17 protein-coding genes are annotated in these 19,308 nt (G+C 71.5%); 6 read left to right on the top strand and 11 right to left on the bottom strand.

All coding sequences use genetic code 11. The annotated features are described in order from the left end of the window. Nucleotides 1-54: 54 nt before the first annotated feature. On the bottom strand, nucleotides 55-297 hold the full coding sequence (locus P8A20_RS07820; RefSeq protein WP_306103203.1) for an MbtH family protein: 243 nt from the start codon (nucleotides 295-297) through the stop codon (nucleotides 55-57). A 606-nt stretch (nucleotides 298-903) separates the two neighbouring features. Here P8A20_RS07820 and P8A20_RS07825 point away from each other — a divergent pair. The 3 genes from P8A20_RS07825 (at nucleotide 904) to P8A20_RS07835 (ending at nucleotide 3,440) form a co-directional block, all read left to right on the top strand. Beyond that, entirely contained in the window at nucleotides 904-2,004 is a 1,101-nt protein-coding gene (locus P8A20_RS07825) for a hypothetical protein (protein ID WP_147958152.1), read from the top strand. Between the two features lie 255 nt (nucleotides 2,005-2,259). Beyond that, the gene (locus P8A20_RS07830; RefSeq protein ID WP_147958151.1) at nucleotides 2,260-2,922 is read left to right on the top strand and encodes a helix-turn-helix transcriptional regulator; all 663 of its coding nucleotides are present in this window, start codon (nucleotides 2,260-2,262) and stop codon (nucleotides 2,920-2,922) included. 47 nt (nucleotides 2,923-2,969) lie between these two features. Continuing rightward, nucleotides 2,970-3,440 (top strand): DUF3291 domain-containing protein, encoded by a 471-nt coding sequence (locus P8A20_RS07835; RefSeq protein WP_306103204.1) that lies wholly within the window; start codon nucleotides 2,970-2,972, stop codon nucleotides 3,438-3,440. A gap of 108 nt (nucleotides 3,441-3,548) precedes the next feature. Here the strand turns inward: P8A20_RS07835 and P8A20_RS07840 are convergent, their stop codons facing one another. The 8 genes from P8A20_RS07840 to P8A20_RS07875 form a co-directional block, all read right to left on the bottom strand. Continuing rightward, nucleotides 3,549-6,344 carry a DUF5682 family protein gene (locus tag P8A20_RS07840; RefSeq protein WP_306103205.1) on the bottom strand — a complete coding sequence of 932 codons (2,796 nt, stop codon included), beginning with the start codon at nucleotides 6,342-6,344 and terminating at the stop codon, nucleotides 3,549-3,551. Continuing rightward, the gene (locus P8A20_RS07845) at nucleotides 6,341-7,453 is read right to left on the bottom strand and encodes an ATP-binding protein (RefSeq protein ID WP_147958148.1); all 1,113 of its coding nucleotides are present in this window, start codon (nucleotides 7,451-7,453) and stop codon (nucleotides 6,341-6,343) included. The genes P8A20_RS07840 and P8A20_RS07845 overlap by 4 nt, the downstream gene beginning before the upstream one ends. A 95-nt stretch (nucleotides 7,454-7,548) precedes the next feature. Continuing rightward, a complete protein-coding gene (locus P8A20_RS07850; RefSeq protein WP_147958147.1) occupies nucleotides 7,549-9,000 on the bottom strand; it encodes a vWA domain-containing protein in 1,452 nt (483 codons plus the stop codon). Beyond that, nucleotides 8,997-10,385, bottom strand: a complete 1,389-nt coding sequence (locus tag P8A20_RS07855) for a hypothetical protein (RefSeq protein WP_306103206.1) — start codon at nucleotides 10,383-10,385, stop codon at nucleotides 8,997-8,999. Before P8A20_RS07855 ends, P8A20_RS07850 begins: the two co-directional genes overlap by 4 nt. Then, the gene (locus P8A20_RS07860) at nucleotides 10,385-10,903 is read right to left on the bottom strand and encodes a hypothetical protein (protein ID WP_147958145.1); all 519 of its coding nucleotides are present in this window, start codon (nucleotides 10,901-10,903) and stop codon (nucleotides 10,385-10,387) included. Before P8A20_RS07860 ends, P8A20_RS07855 begins: the two co-directional genes overlap by 1 nt. 124 nt (nucleotides 10,904-11,027) lie before the next feature. Further along, the gene (locus P8A20_RS07865) at nucleotides 11,028-11,696 is read right to left on the bottom strand and encodes an alpha-ketoglutarate-dependent dioxygenase AlkB family protein (protein ID WP_147958144.1); all 669 of its coding nucleotides are present in this window, start codon (nucleotides 11,694-11,696) and stop codon (nucleotides 11,028-11,030) included. 13 nt (nucleotides 11,697-11,709) lie between these two features. Next, nucleotides 11,710-12,219, bottom strand: a complete 510-nt coding sequence (locus P8A20_RS07870) for a methylated-DNA--[protein]-cysteine S-methyltransferase (RefSeq protein WP_306103207.1) — start codon at nucleotides 12,217-12,219, stop codon at nucleotides 11,710-11,712. An 80-nt stretch (nucleotides 12,220-12,299) separates the two neighbouring features. After that, nucleotides 12,300-13,787, bottom strand: coding sequence for an AlkA N-terminal domain-containing protein (locus tag P8A20_RS07875; protein WP_306103208.1), 1,488 nt, complete (start codon nucleotides 13,785-13,787; stop codon nucleotides 12,300-12,302). A 213-nt stretch (nucleotides 13,788-14,000) separates the two neighbouring features. Between P8A20_RS07875 and P8A20_RS07880 the strand changes: the two genes are divergently transcribed. Together P8A20_RS07880 and P8A20_RS07885 are read left to right on the top strand one after the other, a co-directional pair. After that, entirely contained in the window at nucleotides 14,001-14,480 is a 480-nt protein-coding gene (locus tag P8A20_RS07880; protein WP_306103209.1) for a Fur family transcriptional regulator, read from the top strand. Next, on the top strand, nucleotides 14,473-15,939 hold the full coding sequence (locus P8A20_RS07885; protein WP_147958155.1) for a catalase: 1,467 nt from the start codon (nucleotides 14,473-14,475) through the stop codon (nucleotides 15,937-15,939). The genes P8A20_RS07880 and P8A20_RS07885 overlap by 8 nt, the downstream gene beginning before the upstream one ends. A 137-nt stretch (nucleotides 15,940-16,076) precedes the next feature. Here P8A20_RS07885 and P8A20_RS07890 read toward each other — a convergent pair whose 3' ends face one another. After that, nucleotides 16,077-16,454 carry an ankyrin repeat domain-containing protein gene (locus P8A20_RS07890; protein ID WP_147958140.1) on the bottom strand — a complete coding sequence of 126 codons (378 nt, stop codon included), beginning with the start codon at nucleotides 16,452-16,454 and terminating at the stop codon, nucleotides 16,077-16,079. Nucleotides 16,455-16,656: 202 nt separating this feature from the next. Here P8A20_RS07890 and P8A20_RS07895 point away from each other — a divergent pair, with 202 nt between their 5' ends. Beyond that, a complete protein-coding gene (locus P8A20_RS07895) occupies nucleotides 16,657-18,204 on the top strand; it encodes a sugar transferase (RefSeq protein ID WP_147958139.1) in 1,548 nt (515 codons plus the stop codon). 72 nt (nucleotides 18,205-18,276) lie between these two features. On the opposite strand, the gene P8A20_RS07900 is transcribed toward P8A20_RS07895, so the two are convergent. Continuing rightward, complete coding sequence (locus tag P8A20_RS07900; protein WP_147958138.1) at nucleotides 18,277-19,260, bottom strand: GDP-L-fucose synthase family protein; 984 nt, start codon at nucleotides 19,258-19,260, stop codon at nucleotides 18,277-18,279. Nucleotides 19,261-19,308 lie beyond the last annotated feature (48 nt).

Consider the following 19,308-nt stretch of genomic DNA (forward strand, 5'->3'; position numbering starts at 1 on the left):
GAGCGAGAGCGAAATCGATCAGCTTGGAGTGCCGGCACGCAGTCCCACCTGGGGCTACCCGGCGGCCCGGCCGCCGGCTCGTCCCGCTTCGACGCCTGACGCCCGCACCAGACCGGCGGGCCGCATGTCGGTCCAGGCACCCTCGATCACGTCGAGACATTCCTGACGCGACCCCTCCGGACCGTCGGCGCGCCAGCCGCCCGGGACTTCGATGTGCGCGGGCCACAACGAGTACTGACCCTCGTCGTTCACCAGCGCCAGGAATCGCCCCGACTCGTCATCGAAAGGATTGGTCACGACTGTCCCCCCACTTGTTCTCACGTTCTCCATGACTTGTTCAGCAACTGCTCCCGGGCGTTTCGCGTCGGTCGTTTCCGCGACACACCGTCGAGCCCCCCTGCATCCCCACGGCGAGATCTCGTCCCATCGGAACGGATACGTTACGCCTCCGCCCGCACCGCCGGATCCCTGACCGATCCACCGTCAATCCGATGTCGCCCGTTCACGCCGATCACATTAGAGGATTCGAAGCTGCGAACGGCGCGTATTCGCCTGATTACTTACAAGCACTCACACAACTGCGAGAGGGCGCACCGGCCCGGGGAATATGCCAACGCGGGGAGAGCGGAATAATCCAGCCACCCGGATGTCCCTATAGTCCGGTAGCACTTGATATGAGCCATGCATTTTCGGATAGCGCTCCGGAGTGCGCCCGCGTACTCCTGTTACGAGCGAAGATCCTGCCGAGCCCCCATGCGCCGGGTACGCGCCCCCGAGTGGTCGACGAACCGGACAGGGCCGACCGGCGCCGCCCGATTCACGGGGGGGGGGCCGCACTCGCGCCGTCCTCCACCGAGAGGGCTGTGTGTAGCATCGCCGCCGCACACACCTGGAGGGCTCTCCATGACCCGCACCACACCGCCGCGTCCACTCGACGTCGAAGCGGTCTTCCCCGCTCTGGCCGCTCACCGGCGCACGGCCACACGCCTGCACCCCCGGTCCGGTTCTCCCACGGTGCGGGAGAGCTCGGTGGCGGGACCCCTGCTGTGGCCGGCCGACGAGCCGTGGCCGGTGTGCACCGCCACGCACAAGAAGGGGACCGGGCACCTCCTGTCCGAGGTACGGCTGAAACGCCGGATCCACGCCGAGGCGGAGGGACGCGACCTCACCGACGAGGAGCTGCGCGTGCTGACGGGCACAGGACGGGGTCGCCACGCCCCGGATCTCGCGCCCGACAGCCCCGTGCCGATGCTGGCCGTCGCACAGTTGTACACGCGGGACGTCCCTGATCTGACCGGGCCGCAGGACCAGGACCTGCTCCAGGTCTTCTGGTGCCCGTTCGAGGCCCACGGGCCCGGCTCGACGATCGACGTCGTGCTGGCGTGGCGACGCTCGGCAGACGTCGGGGCGGTGCTCGACCCCCAGCCCGAACCCCGCGTGATCGGCCGCGAGGGGTGCGTCCCGACGATGTGCGTCGTCCATCCGGAACAGGTCGTGGAGTACGAGTACCTCGGTTCGCTGGAGGAGGACCTCCAGGAGGAGATCTGCACGTGGAGGGGCGGGCTTCTCGACGACGAGGAGCCCGACGAGGACCCGGAGGAGGAGGACGACCAGGACGAGGACACCTCTCCCCCGGTGAGCTACGCGACGTACGAGGACTACGCGGCGGCGATGGCGGCCGCCCGGGAAGCCGGACCCGAGACCTTCACCTACATGAGCGATCTGTCGATCGCCCCCGGCTGGAAGGTCGGAGGCTTCGCCTCCTGGCACCTGACGGACCCCGCGCGCGTCGACTGCCTGGTCTGCGGGACCGCCATGCCGCCGCTGCTCACCGTCGACAAGTGGGAGGGCGACAGCGCCTCACGCAGTTGGCGGCCGGTCGAGGACCAGGAGAGCGGCCCACGCACCCATGACCCGACCGGCGTCCACCTCGGCCGGGGGCTGATGCGCGTCCACACCTGCCCGGCCGACCCCGCCCATCCGCACCGGCTGAGCTTCCAGTAGGGCGCGGGCTCGCCGCGGAACCGGGCGGAGGCTCGGCTGCCGTCAGGGTTCAGGGCCTGCGGGAAGCGTGCGCGTCTCACCACTCAGTACGTGTCCCACGACGTGGGCCCGCCGAAGCGCGGACGGTCGTGGCCCGCGAACGAGATTCCCGGGGAACCGAGTTCGCCGATCGGCCGGTGCAGGCGGGCCGACCACTGCGACGACCCCCGGGCAGGTTCCATCGGCGTCAATCGTCGTTGGTCATAGAATTGCGCCGTGAGCAGTGAGGATGCCGCCCTCGAGGCGTTGGCCGTGCTGGGTGACCCGGTGCGGCGCGGACTGTACCGGCACGTGAGCGGGACACCGGATGAGGTGGGACGGGACGCGGCGGCCGAGGCTGCCGGGATCTCCCGCTCACTGGCCGCCTTCCACCTGGACAAGCTGGTGGAGGCCGGGCTGCTGGAGGTGTCCTTCCGGCGGCTGTCGGGGCGCAGCGGTCCGGGCGCCGGGCGCCCCGCGAAGCTCTACCGGCGGGCCGAGGGCGAGCGGGCGGTGTCCGTGCCTCCCCGCTCCTACGACACGGCGGGCCGGCTGCTCGCCGAGGTGGTGGAACGGGCGGGGCTGGACGGGGAACTGCAGGCTGCGGCGCGGGCTGACGGGGAGGCCGGGGGTGAGGCCTCCGGCGACGGGACCGACCCGGTCGAGGTGCTGCGGGCGCGCGGTTTCGAGCCGTTCTGGGACGCCGGGACCCTGCGGCTGAACAACTGCCCGTTCCATGCGCTGGCCGATCAGTTCCCCGCCCTGGTCTGCGGGATGAACCTGGCCGGGATCGAGGGCCTGCTCGCGGGTCTGAAGGGCGGTCAGGGATGGACCGCGGAGATGGATCCGCTGCCGCGGGGATGCTGCGTCGCACTGAGGCCCGCCGACGACGAGAACTAAAAACAAAATTCGTTGACTTTAGAAGTTCGCGCGGGCATGCTGACGCCGTGAACGACTTCCACCTTGCCCAGGTCAACGTCGGGCGGATCCTCGCCCCGCTCGACAGTCCTCAACTGGCCGACTTCGTCGCACAGCTTCCCGAGATCAACGCCCTCGCCGATCGCGCTCCCGGCTTCGTCTGGCGCCTGGTGGACGACGACGGGTCCGACTCCACTTCCCTGCGCCCCGAGAACGACGACGACCTGCTCCTGATCAACTGCTCGGTCTGGGAGTCGGTCGAGGCGCTGCGGGAGTACACCTACCGCAGCGACCACCTCAAGGTGCTGGCCCGGCGCCGGGAGTGGTTCGAACGCCTCGCAGACTTCCACCTCGCGCTGTGGTGGGTGCCCGCCGGCCATCGCCCGACCGTCACCGAGGCGATGGCGCGCGTCGCCCTGATCCGCGAAAGGGGCGAGGGGCCCGAGGCGTTCACCCTCCGGGCCCCGCACCCGCCGCCGTCCAAGGCCCCGACGGCCTGAGGACCCCTGGCCGACGGCCCGACCGCCTGGGGAACCCCGCGCGGAACCGGCCCCGACACCCCGGTGCTCTGCCGGTGGTCCCGGGGCCGGTTCCGTCGGCGCCTCCCGTCAGCCCCCTGTCAGCAGCAGCTCCACCGCCGCAGCGGTCTCCGGGTGAAGGCCGACCAGTGCCGCGCCCGAGGGCTCCGGCGTCTCCGCCCCCCAGGTGCCCTCGCAGCCCAGCAGCTCCGCCACGCTGTCGCACGTCTCGGGGTGGGCGACGAGCAGTGCGGCGCGGCGGGCGCCGGAGCCGCCGGCCGCTGGCGCGGCCGGCGCTTCGGGGACGGCCTGCCACGGCGGGACCCAGGCGTCCAGGGCCGCGAGGCGGCCGGGGAAGACGCGGCCGGCCTCACGGATCAGCAGGGGGGCCAGCTCGGCGCCCTCGGACCGCAACGTGGCGATCAGCTTCGGAAGCCAGGGCAGCAACACCGGGTCCGGCAGTCGCGCGAACGCGTTGGAGACCGCCTCCACGACGAAATCGGCCAGTTGCGGCACCGGTTCCAGAGCGTGCAGGAACCCGCTGAGGTAGCGCGGGTAGGCGGGCACCACCAGCGGGTCGGCCAGCAGTCCGTCGCACCGCTCCCTCAGCTCAGCGCGGGACAGCTGTCCGAGGTGCACCCGGGCCGCCCACAGCAGCGCCACCCTGGAGGGCTCCTCGGGGTGCGACTGGGCGAAGGCCAGATCCAGCTGGGTCCGGTCGCAGCCGAGCGACAGGGCCAGGCTCTCCATGCTGAAGAGGAACCCCAGCATCGCGGCGACCTGGCGTACCGTCGCGTCCTCGTCCGTGAACGCCGTCGGCAGGAGCGTGCAGTAGTGCGCGTATCCCGTCTTGGCGAAGGACTCGATCCACGCCGGCAGCACCGGCCGGCTGATGCGGTAGTAAGCGAGGAGCCTGCGCACCCTGCGCAGCACCTCCGGCGCCCCGTCGACGCTGCGCTCGGTGGCCAGCACGGCGAGGGCGTGGGTGCCCAGCTCGTCGGCGAGGCGGCCGCTGCGCAGATGCAGCACGGCGTCCTCGACGGCCCCGAGGACCTGCGCCGTGGTGGCGTTCGGCGCGTACGCGACACGGCGCAGGCGCTGCTCCAGGACCTGCTCGATGCTGACGCCCTCGTAACCGAGCTCGATGAGCGCCCTCTGGTGGGTGCCGAGCGCCAGGTCCCAGGACTCCTGGACGGACTGTTTGCCGAGCTCCCGCTCCCCCATGATCGGCCGAGCGGCTCCGTGCGGCATCAGGTGGCGCAGCATCCACAGCACATCGGAGCACCGGCGCAGTTCGGGCTGCGAGGTCATGTCCAGGAGGGCGCGCTGGACACCCCGTTGCTGGAGCTTGAGGTTCAGCGGGGCGAGCCGGTCGTGCACGTCGCGGGCCAGGGGCGGCAGCGCGTCGTAGCCGACCTGGCCGACGCGGTCGCCGCCCATCAGGATCTCGACGAGACGGCGGACGTCGCGCCTGCCCGGCACGGTCTCCTTCTCGATGCAGGTGACCGCCGCGTCCTGGAAGTCGTACGGGGTGGGCCGGGCCCGGTCCCGCATGCCGGCCAGCAGGATCGACGTCTCGAACACGGCGATGGCGTCCGCGGTCGAGGCGAGGTAGCCGTTGCGCCGGGCCAGGCGCACGATCTCCACGGACCAGCCGAGGAGTTCGGCCTCGTCCAGCCGGTCGAGGGCCGGCGGGCTCTGCAGGAAACCGGAGAGCCTGTCGGTGGGTGCTTCCGGTGCCACGGGGCCGGCCGGCACCGAGGTCTTCCTGGGCTTCGCCGCTTTCCTGGCCCCCGCCTGGCCCTCGAGCCGGAAGGGCTGCACCCGGGTGCGCTTGAGGTTCTTCGCCCACTGGGTGGCGGCGATCGACACGGAACCGGCGGCCAGGCCGAACTGGGCCTCGATCGCAGCGTGGCTGGACGGGATCAGGCCGTGCTGCCAGGTGCTCTCGCTGGGCGGTGTGATCTCGAAGGTGTCGGCGCCGTGGACACCGAACTCCTCGACCCGGCTGGACGCGTGGAACGCGCCGCAGACGTAGAGGCAGTCCTCCGGGTCGGTCCCCGTCGCGGCGAGGTGCTCCCGCATCCGGGTCCACATGTAGCGCTCACGGTCCTCGTCCACCTGGACCCGGTCCGCGTCCCCGGGGGCCAGCCGGCGGAACAGGCTGCCGATCAGGAGCATGACCTGACGGTAGGTGTCGTGGTCGCTGTCCCCGAGCGGCAGCTCGACGTACTGGTGCCACCACTCCGACCAGTGCCGCACGCGGCCGTGGCGCAGCAGGTGCTCCTCCAGTTCGGCGAAACGGGGCCGCAGGTCACCGATCTCCACACCGACGGCGTCGCCGTGCAGTGCGGCCTCCTCCTCGGCGGGCGGGTCGTCCGGCCCTGCGGGCTCCTTGCTGCCAGCCTGCCACTGGAACACGTGGTCCGAGGAGCGGTCGACCAGGACCAGCTCGACGCCCGGGGTGTCCAGGGCGTAGGCGATGGCCTGGTACTCGGCCGACGCCTCGGTGATCGGGGCCACGACCGACAGGGGTGCCCATTCGGCGGGGAAACCCTTCACCTCGCTCGCGAACGCCTGGACGGCCACCGGAAGCCGGCAGTTGCGGAGCTCCGACAGGAGGGGTGCCATGTCCTCGCACAGCTCCAGGTAGACCACCTTCGGCTGCTTCTCCCGCAGCCTGCGTGCCATCGCGACCGCGGACGCGGGCGAGTGGTGGCAGACGGGAAAGATCTCCAGCGGCTCGCGCACGGCGCGGTCGACGTCGTCGACTATGCCGAGGAGGATGCCCTCCAGCGCATCCGGGCCGTCGGCGAACTCGGTCGCGGCGGTCTGGAGTTGACCACGCAGCGCCTCGAACGGCGTTCCCTCGTCCACGGCACTCATGACAGGGTGGCGATCGCGTCGCGGCCGCCCTCCAGGAACTCCGGCCAGGAGCCGCCCTCCTCCTTGCTGCGCGGCTCGACGACACCGTGCAGGTACTTGTTGAGGATGGCCAGGTCCTCGGGTTCGCGCCGCGCCAGCGAGCCGACGAGCGAGGAGGCCAGGGTGCGCGCGGTAAGCGCACGTTCACCGAAGAAGTTGCTGTGCAGGATCGCGTCCTCCAGTACACCGATCTGCTCGGCGCTCGACAGCGCGGACTCCAGCTTCTCGTCGTCGCTGCCGGCCGCGGCGGAGGAGGCCCGCAGGTCGGCGAAGCTCTGCAGGAGCACGTCCAGCAGGGTCGGCGGCACGTCCAGCTCGATCTGATGACGCTTCAGGAGCTCCTCGGTGCGGAAGCGGACGATCTCCGCCTCGCTCTTCTTGTTCGTCACCACGGGGATGCGCACGAAGTTGAAGCGGCGCTTGAGCGCGGACGACAGGTCGTTGACTCCGCGGTCGCGGCTGTTGGCCGTGGCGATGACGGAGAAGCCCGGCTTGGCGAAGACGATGTTGTCGCTGTCCATCTCCGGGACGGAGATGTACTTCTCCGACAGGATCGAGATCAGCGCGTCCTGGACGTCGCTGGTGGAGCGGGTCAGTTCCTCGAAACGGCCGATCGCACCGGTCTCCATCGCGGTCATGATCGGCGAGGGGATCATCGACTCCCGCGACTGGCCCTTGGAGATCACCATGGACACGTTCCAGGAGTACTTGATGTGGTCCTCGGTGGTGCCGGCCGTTCCCTGCACCACGAGGGTGGAGTTGCGGGAGATCGCGGCGGACAGCAGCTCGGCCAGCCAGCTCTTGCCCGTGCCGGGGTCACCGATGAGCAGCAGCCCCCGGTCCGAGGCCAGCGTGACGATGGAGCGCTCGACGAAGCTGCGGTCGCCGTACCACTTCTGGGAGATCTCCCGGTCGAGACCGTCGGCACGCTCGGAGCCCAGGATGAAGAGGCGGACCATCTTCGGCGACAGCCGCCAGGAGAACGGCTTGGGGCCGTCGTCGACCGACTCCAGCCAGTCGAGCTCCTCGGCGTACTTGATCTCGGCAGGGGCGCGCAACAGGTCGGACATGTCTGTAAGCCTTTCTGAGATGTTCGGTTTCGACTGCACCTGGGCGTGGGCACTTCGGGGCCCTCCGCCCCGGGGCTCGGCCCCAGGACTCGGCCCTAGGTGAGGAAGGTCTTGAGCTCGTGGACGAGCTTGCGGATGTGGCCGGAGAGCACCGGCGTCCCCTGGTCCTTGAAGCGCTCCCGGAACCACGGGTTGACGCTTGCGCGCCCGGCGCTGGTCACGGAGCCGACCGGGATGAACTTGGCCCCGGAGCGGTGGATGGCCGCCATGCTCTCGAACAGCGGCTCGGTCTGCCATTCGTAGAAGTCCGAGATCCACACCACGACCGTGTTGCGGGGCTCGGCGATCTTCGGCTGGGCCAGAGCCATCGCGACCGTGCCGTCGGTGCCGCCCCCGAGATTGGTGCGCAGCAGGGTCTCGAACGGGTCGTGCACCCATGGGGTGAGGTCGAGCGCCTGGGTGTCGTACGCGATGAGGTGGACGTCCACCTTGGGCAGGCCGGCGAAGATCGAGGCGAGGATCGTGCAGTTGACCATCGAGTCCACCATCGAGCCCGACTGGTCGACGACCACGATGAGCCGCTGGGGTGTCGTCTTCCGGGCGGTGTGGCGGTAGAAGAGGCGGTCGACATAGAGCCGCTCCTCCTCGGGGTCCCAGTTGGTGAGGTTCTTCCAGATCGTCCGGTCGAGGTCCAGGTTGCGGAACACCCGCTTGGGCGGGACCGAACGGTCCAGGGCGCCGACGGTCGACTTCTCCACCTGCGTACGCAGCACCTCCGCGACCTCGTCGACGAAGCGGCGGATCAGCGCCTTGGCGTTGGCCAGGGCCACGCCGGACAAGTTGTCCTTGTCCCGCAGCAGTTGCTCGATCAGCGACATGCTCGGCGTGAGCTGCCCGGCGAGCTGGGGGTCGGCGAGCACCTCGCGCAGGCGCATCCGCTTGACGAGCCCGGCCTCGATGGAACCGAGTTCCGGTCCGATCTCCGGGATGAGCCGGCCGAGGTCGGGCATCCGGCCTCCGCCGCCCGTACCGGTCGGGGAGGCTCCCGGCCCTCCGGCGCGCCCTCCGCGCAGCTCCCCCGGCCCGCAGCCGAGCGCGCGCTCCAGCCATCCGGCGTCGGACTGCCACCGGGACAGCTGGCCGGCGGTGACGGTGCCGGGCGGGGAGTGGAAGACGTTGAGCAGGACCTTCGACACGAGCGCGGCGCGACGCACCTCGGCGGCCCGGTCGCGGGCGTCGTCGGCCGTCCCCGCGCCGTCGGCGTCCTCGGCCGTCACACCGGCGTCGGCGTCCTCCTCCGGCACCATCAGACCGTCGAACTCGGCGGCCAGCTCCGGGTGGCGCTGCACCACGGAGTCGACCGACGCCTGCGGGTCCAGCAGCGTCGGCGGAAGCCCGATGTCCTCCACCACGGCGAGGCTCGCCGACTCCAGGGCGGCCTGCTCCTCGTGGTCGAAGAGGCGGGCGAGGAGACGCCAGTACATGACCTGGCGGCGGCTGTCGTACGAGGGTTGCCCGGTGGTCCCGGGACTCCGCTGTCCGGTCATTTCCGCAACAGCCTTCCCGCGCGCTCGCTCAGCACCTTCGCGGCGTCGGTCGCGGCCTTCTCCGCCCTGACCCCGGCCTTGTCCGTCGTCCCTCCGGCCCACGCGCCCGCGTGCACCGACGTCACCTTCTTGCGCACCGTGGTCTCGACGGCGAGCGGCTGCACGTGGAACGTCCCGGCGTCCCAGCGGACGAGCGCGATGCACGCCCCGGACCTGGCAGCGGCCTCGGGCGTGAGAGGCCCGGCGGCGGGGATGCGGTCGGTGTCGACGAGCAGTTCGAGTCCGGCGACGGTGAAGGTCAGCACGCCGTCGTCGTCCATGGAGGCGGTGTATCCCTCCAGGAAGACGGGGACGGCGAGCCGCGCGGGATGCCGGTCCAGGGGCGCGGTCACGTGGGCGACCGCGGTGGGCAGTGCCACGCGGGCGGTGGCGAACGCCTCGGCCGGCTCACCGGTGCGGGCGTGCCCGTCGCTCCAGACGAGATCGCCCTCGGCGGTGACCGGCATACCGGTGAGGTCCATCGAGCGGCCCTCGCCGGCCGCCGCGAGGAGCGACATGTGCGGGCGGAGCAGCTGCCAGATCCCGGCTCCGACGACCGTGTCGGGTTTCGGCACCGACACGCTGGCGCGCACGAGCCGGGACGGGGAGCCGTCCGCGGGCTCGAACACGGCGTGCACCTGCGCCTGCGCGGCGGTCGCGTGCTCCTGTACGTCGATGCCGAGCGGCAGCAGGCGTCCGTCTGCGGTCCCGGTGACGGGCGCGGCGGCCGCGCCGGGCACCGTCAGGAGCATCCCGCGCGACCAGAGGTCGGCCCAGCGGCGCACCGGGAAGCGCTCCGCCGAGGCACCGGGACAGGTCGCGGCGAGCTCGGCGGCGAAGCCGTCGAGGAGGGTCGCGAGGCGGCGCAGGGACGGATCGGGGAGCATCGCGGAGACGACCTCGGCCGCTCCGGACACCACCTCGTGGTCGAGTCCCTGCCATCCGCAGCGCGCCAGGTCGGAGAGCCACGCGCGGGCGGCGGTCAGGACGTTCTCCGCGGGCCCCGAAGTGGCCGGCGGTGCGGTATGCGTACCGTGCGAGCGTCCGGCCGCCTCCTCCACACGGGCCAGCAGGGCGTCGTGGACCGAGCCGAGGAGCGCGGTGCGCGCGCCTGCCAGGGCCAGGAAGTGGTCCTCGCCCGCGGCTCCGGCGGCCGCCTTCCCGGCAGCCTCCGCGACCCGGGCCTCCAGTGGTGTCCCCACGACGGCGTCGGCGAGCCGTGTCGGGCCGGAGTCGCCGGCCTGGGGGCGGAGGAGGCCGGGGACGAGCGCCCGGTCGAAGGCGTCGACGGCCTCCAGGGCCTCGTCCAGCCCGTCGACGGGTCCGGCGAGCAGATCGGCGCGCATCACGCCACCGCCCTGGTCGGCGGGAAGAACTGCATCTCGGGCAACGGCAGTGTGGCCGGAGCGTGTTCGAGGTAGGTGAGGTGACGCAGGAAGCGGCTGAAGACGGACGCGGCGGCCTTCGTCGTGTCCGCCTCCGGGCGGGTTCTCCGCATGGCGGACGCGAGCACGGCCCCGTCGACGTCCCCCTCCGGGACCTCGGCCTTCAGATACCGGACCACGCGGTCGGCGCCGTACTGCAGGACCGACTCGTTGACCAGGGCGCCGATGTGGTTGCAGAACGATCCGTGCGCACCGCCGCAGGGCCGGTTGTTGTTGGTGCTGCAGGCGAAGGCGAAGGACCCCGCGGCGACGGACGAGACGTAGACCCGCCCGATGTCGGATCCGCTGGACACCACACCCTGCAGACGCCCGTCGGCCAGCTCGACGAACGGAACCTTGGCGAGCTTGCGCGGCCGCGCGGGTGGTATCACCCGTGCCGTGCTCGACCTCTCCCAATCGGACAACACGCCATCTCCCATGCACAACTAAGGGGTCGTCCTCGCCGGACCGGCGGAACACGACTGAACCTACTGGCGCCCACTGACAACGCGGTCGCCGCAGGCGGGAGCGCGCGCCGGGGTTAGGGGAGCGGCGGACGCCCCGTCATCGGCCGGGCCGTTCCAGCCCCGTGACCCGCATGGTGATGTTGAGCCGCCCCGAGGCCGGTCCGATGTCCGGGTCACCGGTGCCCTCCAGGACCTTCGGCACACCGTGGTACGCGAAGCGTGAGGGACCTCCGAGGACGAACAGGTCGCCCGAGGAGAGTTCGACGTCGGTGTACGGCCTGGTTCGGGTCTCGGTGTTCCCCACGCGGAAGACGCAGGTGTCGCCGATGGACAGGGAGACGACCGGGGCGGACGACCGCTCGTCCTTGTCCTGGTGCATGCCCATCCTGGCCCGGCCGTCGTAGAAGTTGATCAGCGCGGTGTCCGGGGTGTACTCCTGCGCGGAGGCCTCGTCGCCGTAGGCGGCGAGGACGGCGCGACGGCCCAGCCGGACCATCCAGTCCGGGAACTCGGCGACCCGCCGGCCGTTCACGTCGTCCGCGGTTCGGGTGTACCTGTACGGCTGCCAGTGCCAGCCGACACACACGGTCTGCACGGACATGACGCCACCGCGCGGAAGCCGCGTGTGACGGATGGGTACGGGCCCCATGGCCCAGGCACGGCAGGCCGTCACCAACTCGCGCTGCTGCGCCGGGGTGAGCCAGTCCGGCACGTGCCAGGCGCCCGGGGCGATCTCCCTGGCGGGGCGCGGGATCAGGGCGTTCACGGCCTGGCTCCTCTCAGGCCGCCCCGTGGCCGTTCTCCAGGTCGAGGAGCAGCTGCTTGCGCTCCAGACCCCCCGCGTAGCCCGTCAGGGCGCCGCTCGCGCCGATCACACGGTGGCAGGGGCGTACGACCAGGAGCGGGTTGGCGCCGATGGCCGTGCCGACCGAGCGCACGGCCATGCGTGAGGCACCGATCCGTGCCGCGATCTCTCCGTAGCTGAGCGTGGTGCCGTACGGGATGGCCTCCAGTTCCTGCCACACGCGCCGCTGGAAGTCGGTACCGCGGCCGGCCGTGCGTTCGATGCCGAAGCCGGCCCGGCTGCCCTCGAAGTACGCGCTCAGTTCGGCGGCGCTCGTGCCGAAGGCCCCGTCGTCCCGCTTCCATCCGTCCTGGACCGTCGCGCCGCCCTTCTGGTCCGGCACGGAGAGCGAGGCGAGCGCGGTACCGCCGCGTGCGGTGGCCGACTCCTCGCCCACCAGCAGCAGCTCGCCGAGCGGGCTGTCGATCGTGGTGTAGAGCGTCATGGTCAGGGTCCTTCCGGGTTCGTCGTCGTACACGTACAAGGGTGCCGGGTCGCGGGGGTGCGACCGGCGGTATCCGGACGTCACGCCGGCGCGGGACGGCGCCGGTCCGCGGCAGCCCTCCAGAAGTGGTGCATGGCGTACGTGCGCCAGGGGCGCCAGGTCCCGGTGTCCGCGGCCTCGGCCCCCGCCTGCCGCATCCCCGCCCGGACGGCCACATCGCCGGTAAGCAGTACGTCGGGGTCGCCGAGTGCCCGCATGCGGATGTATCCGGCGGTCCAGGGGCCGACACCCGGCAGGCCCAGGAGGTCCTTCTCGGCCAGGTCCCGGTCGGCGCCCGGGTCCAGGCCGATCCTCCCGTCGGCCAGCGCGGCCGCGACGGCGCGCAGGGTGGCGCGCCGGGAGCCGGGCATCCCGAGCTCGTCCAGGCCGGCCTCGGCTAGGTCCCCGAGGTCGGGGAACGTACGGGTGAGGGCGCCGCTGGGAACCTTGAGCGGCTGTCCGTAGGCCGTCACCAGCGCGCTGCCGAGCCGGCGTCCGGCGGCCACGGAGACCTGCCGGCCCAGTACCGCCCGGACGGCCAGTTCGTGGACATCGGCGGTACCGGGGGCCCGCAGCCCCGGCGACCGGGCGACGAGCGGGGCGAGTGCGGGGTCCGTGCCGAGGCGCTCGGCGACCGCGTCCGGATCGGCGTCCAGGTCGAAGAGGCGGCGCATCCGCTGGGTCGCGGTCGTCAGGTCGCGCAGGTCCCCGAGGTGCAGCCGGCACTCCAGCCAGCCGTCGCCGGTCCGCTCCCCGACCTCGGCGATCCCGGCGCCGTTCGGCAGACGCAGGGTGCGCCGGTAGGTGCGGTCGCCGCGCTCACCCGCGACTTCCTCGATGCCGGTGAGGGCGCGTGCCGCGAGGTGGTCGAAGATCGCGGCAGCGGCGTAGGGGCCCCGGTGGGCGAGCCGCAGGGGCACTCCGCCGCCTCCGTCGGCGGTGCCGACGCAGCCGTAGCGGGAGGAGCCGCCGGGCCGGGCGGCGCGCAGCTCTCCGGGGGTGAGGGCGTAGATCTCGCGCACCGTGTCGTTGAACTGCCGCACGCTGGCGAAACCGGCGGCGAAAGCGATCTCGGCTGCTCCCAGGGTGGTGGTCTGGAGCAGGACCCTGGCGGTGTGGGCCCGCTGGGCGCGGGCGAGGGCGATGGGTCCGGCGCCGACCTCGGCGTTCAGCTGGCGCTGGATCTGGCGGGCGCTGTAGCCGAGGCGTGCAGCGAGCCCGGCCACCCCTTCGCGGTCGACGACCCCGTCGCCGATCAGCCGCATGGCCCGGCCCACCAGGTCGGCGCGCGCGTTCCAGTCGGCGGAGCCGGGCACGGCGTCGGGGCGGCAGCGCCTGCAGGCACGGAATCCGTTGCCCTGGGCCGCGGCCGCGGTGGGGAAGAACGTCACGTTCCGGCGCTTCGGCGTGGTGGCCGGACAGCTCGGGCGGCAGTAGATCCCGGTCGTGGACACGGCGAAGAAGAACTCGCCGTCGAACCGGGCGTCGCGGCTGCTCACCGCCTCGTACCTGCTGTCCTCGCTGGTCATGCCTCCAGGGTGCGGCATGGCGCTCAGCCGTGCTGGCGGATATCGGACACCACGTTCCGGACGACGGCCCACAGCCGGCCACGCCCCGAAGTCCGCCACGAGCCACAGTTCACTACGACCCACAGTTCTCTACAAGCCATAGTTCTCTACGGACAACAGTTCTCTTACATGTCTTTGATTGGAATCATTCCAGAAAAGTGGTTGACTGCGTACGTGATCGAAACCGAGGCCACGACCCTCCTGCGCGGAGCGTCATTGCGAGTGACCCGCCCCAGGGTCGCCGTGCTCTCGGCGGTCCACGAGGCCCCGCACTCCGATGCCACTACCCTCCTCACCCTGGTTCGCACACGCATCGGCGCGGTCTCGACCCAAGCCGTCTACGACGTACTCAGGACGCTCGTCGACGCCGGACTGGCACGGCGGATCGATCTGCCGAATTCCGCGGCACGGTACGAGGGCCGGTCCTGGGACAACCATCAGCACGTGGTCTGCCGCTCGTGCGGCACGATCGCCGACGTCGATGTCCCGCAGGGCGCTCCGCGTCCCGAGACGCCCCGGGATCACGGGTTCACCGTCGACCACGTAGAGGTGACGTACTGGGGCCTGTGCCCCGGATGCCGTGCCGAGCGGGGTCAGCGGGACCCGGAGTCGGTGCACCGAAGTCTTCACGAAGAGGAGCAGAAAAATTTCTGACAACACGAAGCCGCTGACCACTGCCGCCGGCGCACCTGTCGCGAACAACGAGAACGCCGTCACCGCGGGTCCGCGCGGTCCGATGCTGCTCCAGGACGTCTGGTTCCTGGAGAAGCTGGCCCACTTCAGCCGTGAGGTCATCCCGGAGCGTCGTATGCACGCCAAGGGATCCGGCGCCTTCGGCACGTTCCGGGTGACGCAGGACATCACGCGCTACTCCCGGGCCGCCCTCTTCTCCGAGGTCGGCAAGGAGACGGAGCTCTTCGCCCGCTTCTCGACCGTGGCCGGTGAGCGCGGCGCGGCCGACGCCGAGCGCGACATCCGTGGTTTCGCCCTCCGCTTCTACACGGAGGAGGGCAACTGGGACGTCGTCGGCAACAACACGCCGGTGTTCTTCCACCGCGACCCCCACCACTTCCCCGACCTGAACCGCGCCGTGAAGCGCGACCCGCGCACCAACCTGCGCTCGGCGGAGAACAACTGGGACTTCTGGACCAACCTCCCCGAGGCCCTGCACCAGATCACCATCGTGATGTCGGACCGTGGCATCCCCGACGGCTACCGTCACATGCACGGGTTCGGTTCGCACACCTACTCGTTCGTCAACGAGAGCAACGAGCGCTTCTGGGTGAAGTTCCACTTCCGTACGCAGCAGGGCATCAAGAACCTGACCGACGCGGAGGCCGCCGCGGTCGTCGCCGACGACCGTGAGTCCTCGCAGGCGGACCTCTTCGACGCCATCGAGCGCGGCGACAACCCGAAGTGGACCTTCTTCATCCAGGTGATGCCGGAGGCGGACGCCGCGACGTACCGCTACCACCCCTTCGACCTGACCAAGGTCTGGTCGAAGAAGGACTACCCCCTCATCGAGGTCGGCGAGTTCGAGCTCAACCGCAACCCGGAGAACTACTTCGCCGACGTGGAGCAGGCCGCCTTCACCCCGGCGAACCTCGTTCCCGGCGTGGGCGCCTCGCCCGACCGCATGCTGCAGGGCCGGCTGTTCTCGTACGGTGACGCCGCCCGCTACCGCGTCGGCGTCAACCACCACCAGATCCCGGTGAACCAGCCCCGTGGCGCGAAGAACGTCAACACCTACCACCGTGACGGCCAGCTGCGCGTGGACGGCAACCAGGGCGCCGTGCCCGGCTACACCCCGAACAGCTACGGACGCTGGGCGGAGCAGCCGCAGTTCGCGGAGCCGGGCCTGGCGCTCGACGGTGCCGCGGCGGACCGGTTCGACTACCGCGAGGACGACGACAACTACTTCGAGCAGCCGGGGAACCTGTTCCGGGGGATGACTCCGGAGGAGCAGGACGCCCTGTTCGGCAACACCGCCCGGGCCATCGACGGTGCCTCGCAGGCCACCATCGAGCGCCACATCGGCCACTGCACGCAGGCCGACCCGGCCTACGGCGAGGGTGTCCGCAAGGCGATCGAGGCCCTGAAGGCGGCCAAGTAGGCCCTTTCCGGCCATAGCACACGAGGGGCCCCGGGCGACGTCGTCGCCCGGGGCCCCTCGTGCCACGTCAGCCGCTCCCGCGACGGGTCCGGAACGCCTGGACCGGCCCCCCTCCCGGGCCACGCGCGACCACGCGGCTACCCGAGCAGGGCCGTCCGCCCGAACATCTCCGCCGTGGCCCGCGCGCTGGGCGTCCCCGCGTCGAGGTCGGCGCCCGCGTCGACCAGGGCCCCCACGATCGCGTCCTCGCCCTTGAACAGGGCTCCCGCGACGGGTGACTGGTCCCGGGCGTTGCGCAGATCGACGTCGGCGCCGCGCCCGATCAGCGCGCGCACCGTCTCCGTGTGCCCGTGGTACGCGGCGAGCATCAGCGCCGTGTTTCCCTCGTGGTCCTGGACGTCGACCGGCAGACCGTGGTCGAAGAACTCCAGGAGCTCTTCCGTTCGCCCCTGCCGGGCCAGGTCCGTCACGATCACGACAAGCTGGTCGGTCTGTTCCTCGGAAAGCGGTTCCATACCGCCATATTAGGCGGGCACCCCTCAAACCAGTCGGGCAGCGCGATACGCATCACAACGTCCGTCGTGTCTGAACTTCACGGGAACTCCAGCGAAATGGCACGTGTGTGGATATCGTGCACCGAGCGAGGGCGCATCCGTCTGTCCATGGGATCGGCGGATGCGTCCCGTTTGTGGGGATGCAACTGTGGCTGGGGGGTTCATGGGGCATGTCGAAATACCTGAATCGGATATATCCGGGCCTGTCGGGCTGGCGGGGGCACCACGACCGCGTACCGCAGCCTCCCGGAATCACGGGGTGGCTCCCGGGCGCGTGTGGAGAGCCCCGACGACAGTGCAGCGCGACCACGCGGAGAGACCTCGGGCGAGGCACCGGCCCGATCCGCGTGTGCCCTTCCTCGTCCTGACGGATCTGGTGGGTATGGGGGTACCCACCTGGCTCGTGCTGCGGGCCGGTGACCAGCCGGGACCGGGGGCCGCCGCGGCGTCGGCGGCGCTGGTGTGGGCCGGAGTGCGTGCGGCGCGCGGCCGGTACGCGCGCCCGCTGCCCGGGGAGTCCTCCGGGGGCCCGTACGCGCACTTCGGGGACTGGCTGGCGCTCATCGGGGTGCTGGCCGTGCTGCTGGCCGTCACGGGCGGGGGCCTCGACCCGGCGACCGCGGTCGCGGCGCTGGTGCCCGGCCTGGCCCTGGCGGTCCTCGTGGGGACCGTCGGCCGGCTGCGGACCACGGGGGGCAGGCGCGCGCGCCGGGTCCTTGTGGTCGGCGAGGCGGCGGGTCTGGACCGGGCGGTGAATCTGCTCAACTCCCGCAAGGGGCACCCGTACACGGCCGTCGCGGTGGTACCGGTGGGTCCGGCGGCGCCGGACTGCGGGACCCCGGCGCCGGGCCGGCTGGCGCCCGAGCCGGCCGACGACGACGTGTCCACGGTGCTGGGCGGCGCCTTCGCCCATGACGCGGATCTCGTGCTCGTCGCGCCCGGGCCTCAGCTGGACGACGACCGGATGCGCAGGCTGGCATGGGGTCTGCACGACGGCGGCCTCGCCCTCTGCGTGCTCTCGGAGCTGTCGGGGGTCGCCGCGGCGCGGGTGCGGCCGGCGTCCGCGGCCGGACTGACACTGCTGCACGTCGCACCGCCGCTGCGGCACGGTCCGCAGGCCCTGCTCAAGACCGCGCTGGACCGGACCGGTGCCGCACTCGGCCTGCTGGCGCTCGCCCCGCTGTTCTTCGGGGTCGCGCTGGCGGTCCGCCTCTCGTCTCCCGGCCCCGTGTTCCACCGCCAGACCCGTCACGGCCGCCACAACAGGCCTTTCACCATGTGGAAGTTCCGCACGATGGTGGCCGATGCGGAGGCCCGCAGGGAGGAGCTCTCGGCAGCGAACGAGAGCGAGGGGCCGATGTTCAAGATGCGCCGCGATCCGCGGGTGACCCGGATCGGCCATGCCCTGCGCCGGACGTCCCTGGACGAGCTCCCGCAGCTCCTCAACGTGCTGCGGGGTGACATGTCCCTGGTAGGCCCGCGTCCGCCCCTGCCGGACGAGGTGTCGCGCTACGACGAGCGCGAGCTGCGGCGGCTGGCCGTGCGGCCGGGCCTGACCGGTCTGTGGCAGGTCAGCGGACGGTCGGACCTGTCCTGGCAGGAGACGGTCTCGCTGGACCTCTGGTACGTCGACAACTGGTCGGTGGCGACGGACATGGGGCTGCTCGCCCGGACGGTACGCGCCGTCACCGACGGCCGGGGAGCGTACTGAGACGTGGTGGGGGGTCACGAGGGGGGCCGCGTGCACGGGATCAGGACGGGCCGCGGCCGTCCGGCCGGGCGGTCAGCCCTGAGGGGCCTGCCGGCCGAGCCACCAGGCGTAGGTGCGGGCGATGCCGTCCCGCAGCGGAATCTGCGGCTTGAAACCGAGGGAGGCGAGCCGGGACACGTCGAGGAGCTTGCGCGGGGTGCCGTCGGGCTTGGTGGTGTCCCAGACGATGCGGCCCTGATATTCCGTCACCTCCTTGACCGTTTCGGCGAGTTCGCGGATGGCGAGGTCCTCGCCGCAGCCGACGTTGACCGGCTCGGCGTCGTCGTACACCTCCAGCAGTCGCACACAGGCGGCGGCGAGGTCGTCGACGTGGAGGAACTCGCGCCGGGGGCTGCCGGAACCCCACAGGGTGACCTCGCCGGCGCCGTCCCGCTTCGCCTCGTGGAAGCGGCGGATCAGGGCGGGCAGCACGTGCGAGGTCTCCAGGTCGAAGTTGTCCCCGGGGCCGTAGAGGTTGGTGGGCATGGCACTGATGTACGAGGCGCCGTACTGCCGGCGGTAGGACTGGACCTGCACGATTCCGGCGATCTTGGCCAGCGCGTACGCCTCGTTGGTCGGTTCGAGCGGGCCGGTGAGCAGGGCGCTCTCGGGGATCGGCTGGGGGGCGTGCTTGGGATAGATGCACGACGAGCCGAGGAGGAGGAGGCGCTGGACGCCGGCCGCGTGGGCGCCCGCGACCACGGCGAGCTGGATCCGGAGGTTGTCCTCCAGGAACTGGACCGGACTGGTGCTGTTGGCCATGATCCCGCCCACCTTGGCGGCGGCCAGCACCACCGCGTCGGGACGGGTCTCACGCAGGAACGCCTCGGTCGGCGCGGACTCGCGCAGGTCGAGCTCGTCCCGGCCGCGGGTGATCACCTCATGGCCGTCGGCGGTGAGGCGGCGCACCAGCGCCGATCCGACGAGGCCGCGGTGGCCCGCGACGAATATGCGGGCGCCCGGGCGAAGCAGGGGGCGGGTGGATTCCTGGGCCGGGCCCGGAGTCTCAGTCGTCATGGCTCGGATTGTGCCAGCAGCACGGCATCGGGGTGACCCTTTGCCGCA

The organism is Streptomyces sp. Alt3, assembly GCF_030719215.1.
Classification (GTDB): domain Bacteria; phylum Actinomycetota; class Actinomycetes; order Streptomycetales; family Streptomycetaceae; genus Streptomyces; species Streptomyces glycanivorans.

Excerpts from the sequence above, each read along its gene's own strand:
- P8A20_RS07890 (WP_147958140.1), bottom strand. The coding sequence starts at position 16,454 with ATGGAACCGCTTTCCGAGGAACAGACCGACCAGCTTGTCGTGATCGTG.
- P8A20_RS07875 (WP_306103208.1), bottom strand. The coding sequence starts at position 13,787 with ATGACCAGCGAGGACAGCAGGTACGAGGCGGTGAGCAGCCGCGACGCC.
- P8A20_RS07850 (WP_147958147.1), bottom strand. The coding sequence starts at position 9,000 with ATGACCGGACAGCGGAGTCCCGGGACCACCGGGCAACCCTCGTACGAC.
- P8A20_RS07825 (WP_147958152.1), top strand. The coding sequence starts at position 904 with ATGACCCGCACCACACCGCCGCGTCCACTCGACGTCGAAGCGGTCTTC.
- P8A20_RS07845 (WP_147958148.1), bottom strand. The coding sequence starts at position 7,453 with ATGTCCGACCTGTTGCGCGCCCCTGCCGAGATCAAGTACGCCGAGGAG.
- P8A20_RS07855 (WP_306103206.1), bottom strand. The coding sequence starts at position 10,385 with ATGCGCGCCGATCTGCTCGCCGGACCCGTCGACGGGCTGGACGAGGCC.
- P8A20_RS07900 (WP_147958138.1), bottom strand. The coding sequence starts at position 19,260 with ATGACGACTGAGACTCCGGGCCCGGCCCAGGAATCCACCCGCCCCCTG.
- P8A20_RS07895 (WP_147958139.1), top strand. The coding sequence starts at position 16,657 with ATGGGGCATGTCGAAATACCTGAATCGGATATATCCGGGCCTGTCGGG.
- P8A20_RS07870 (WP_306103207.1), bottom strand. The coding sequence starts at position 12,219 with ATGACGCTCTACACCACGATCGACAGCCCGCTCGGCGAGCTGCTGCTG.
- P8A20_RS07840 (WP_306103205.1), bottom strand. The coding sequence starts at position 6,344 with ATGAGTGCCGTGGACGAGGGAACGCCGTTCGAGGCGCTGCGTGGTCAA.
- P8A20_RS07860 (WP_147958145.1), bottom strand. The coding sequence starts at position 10,903 with ATGGGAGATGGCGTGTTGTCCGATTGGGAGAGGTCGAGCACGGCACGG.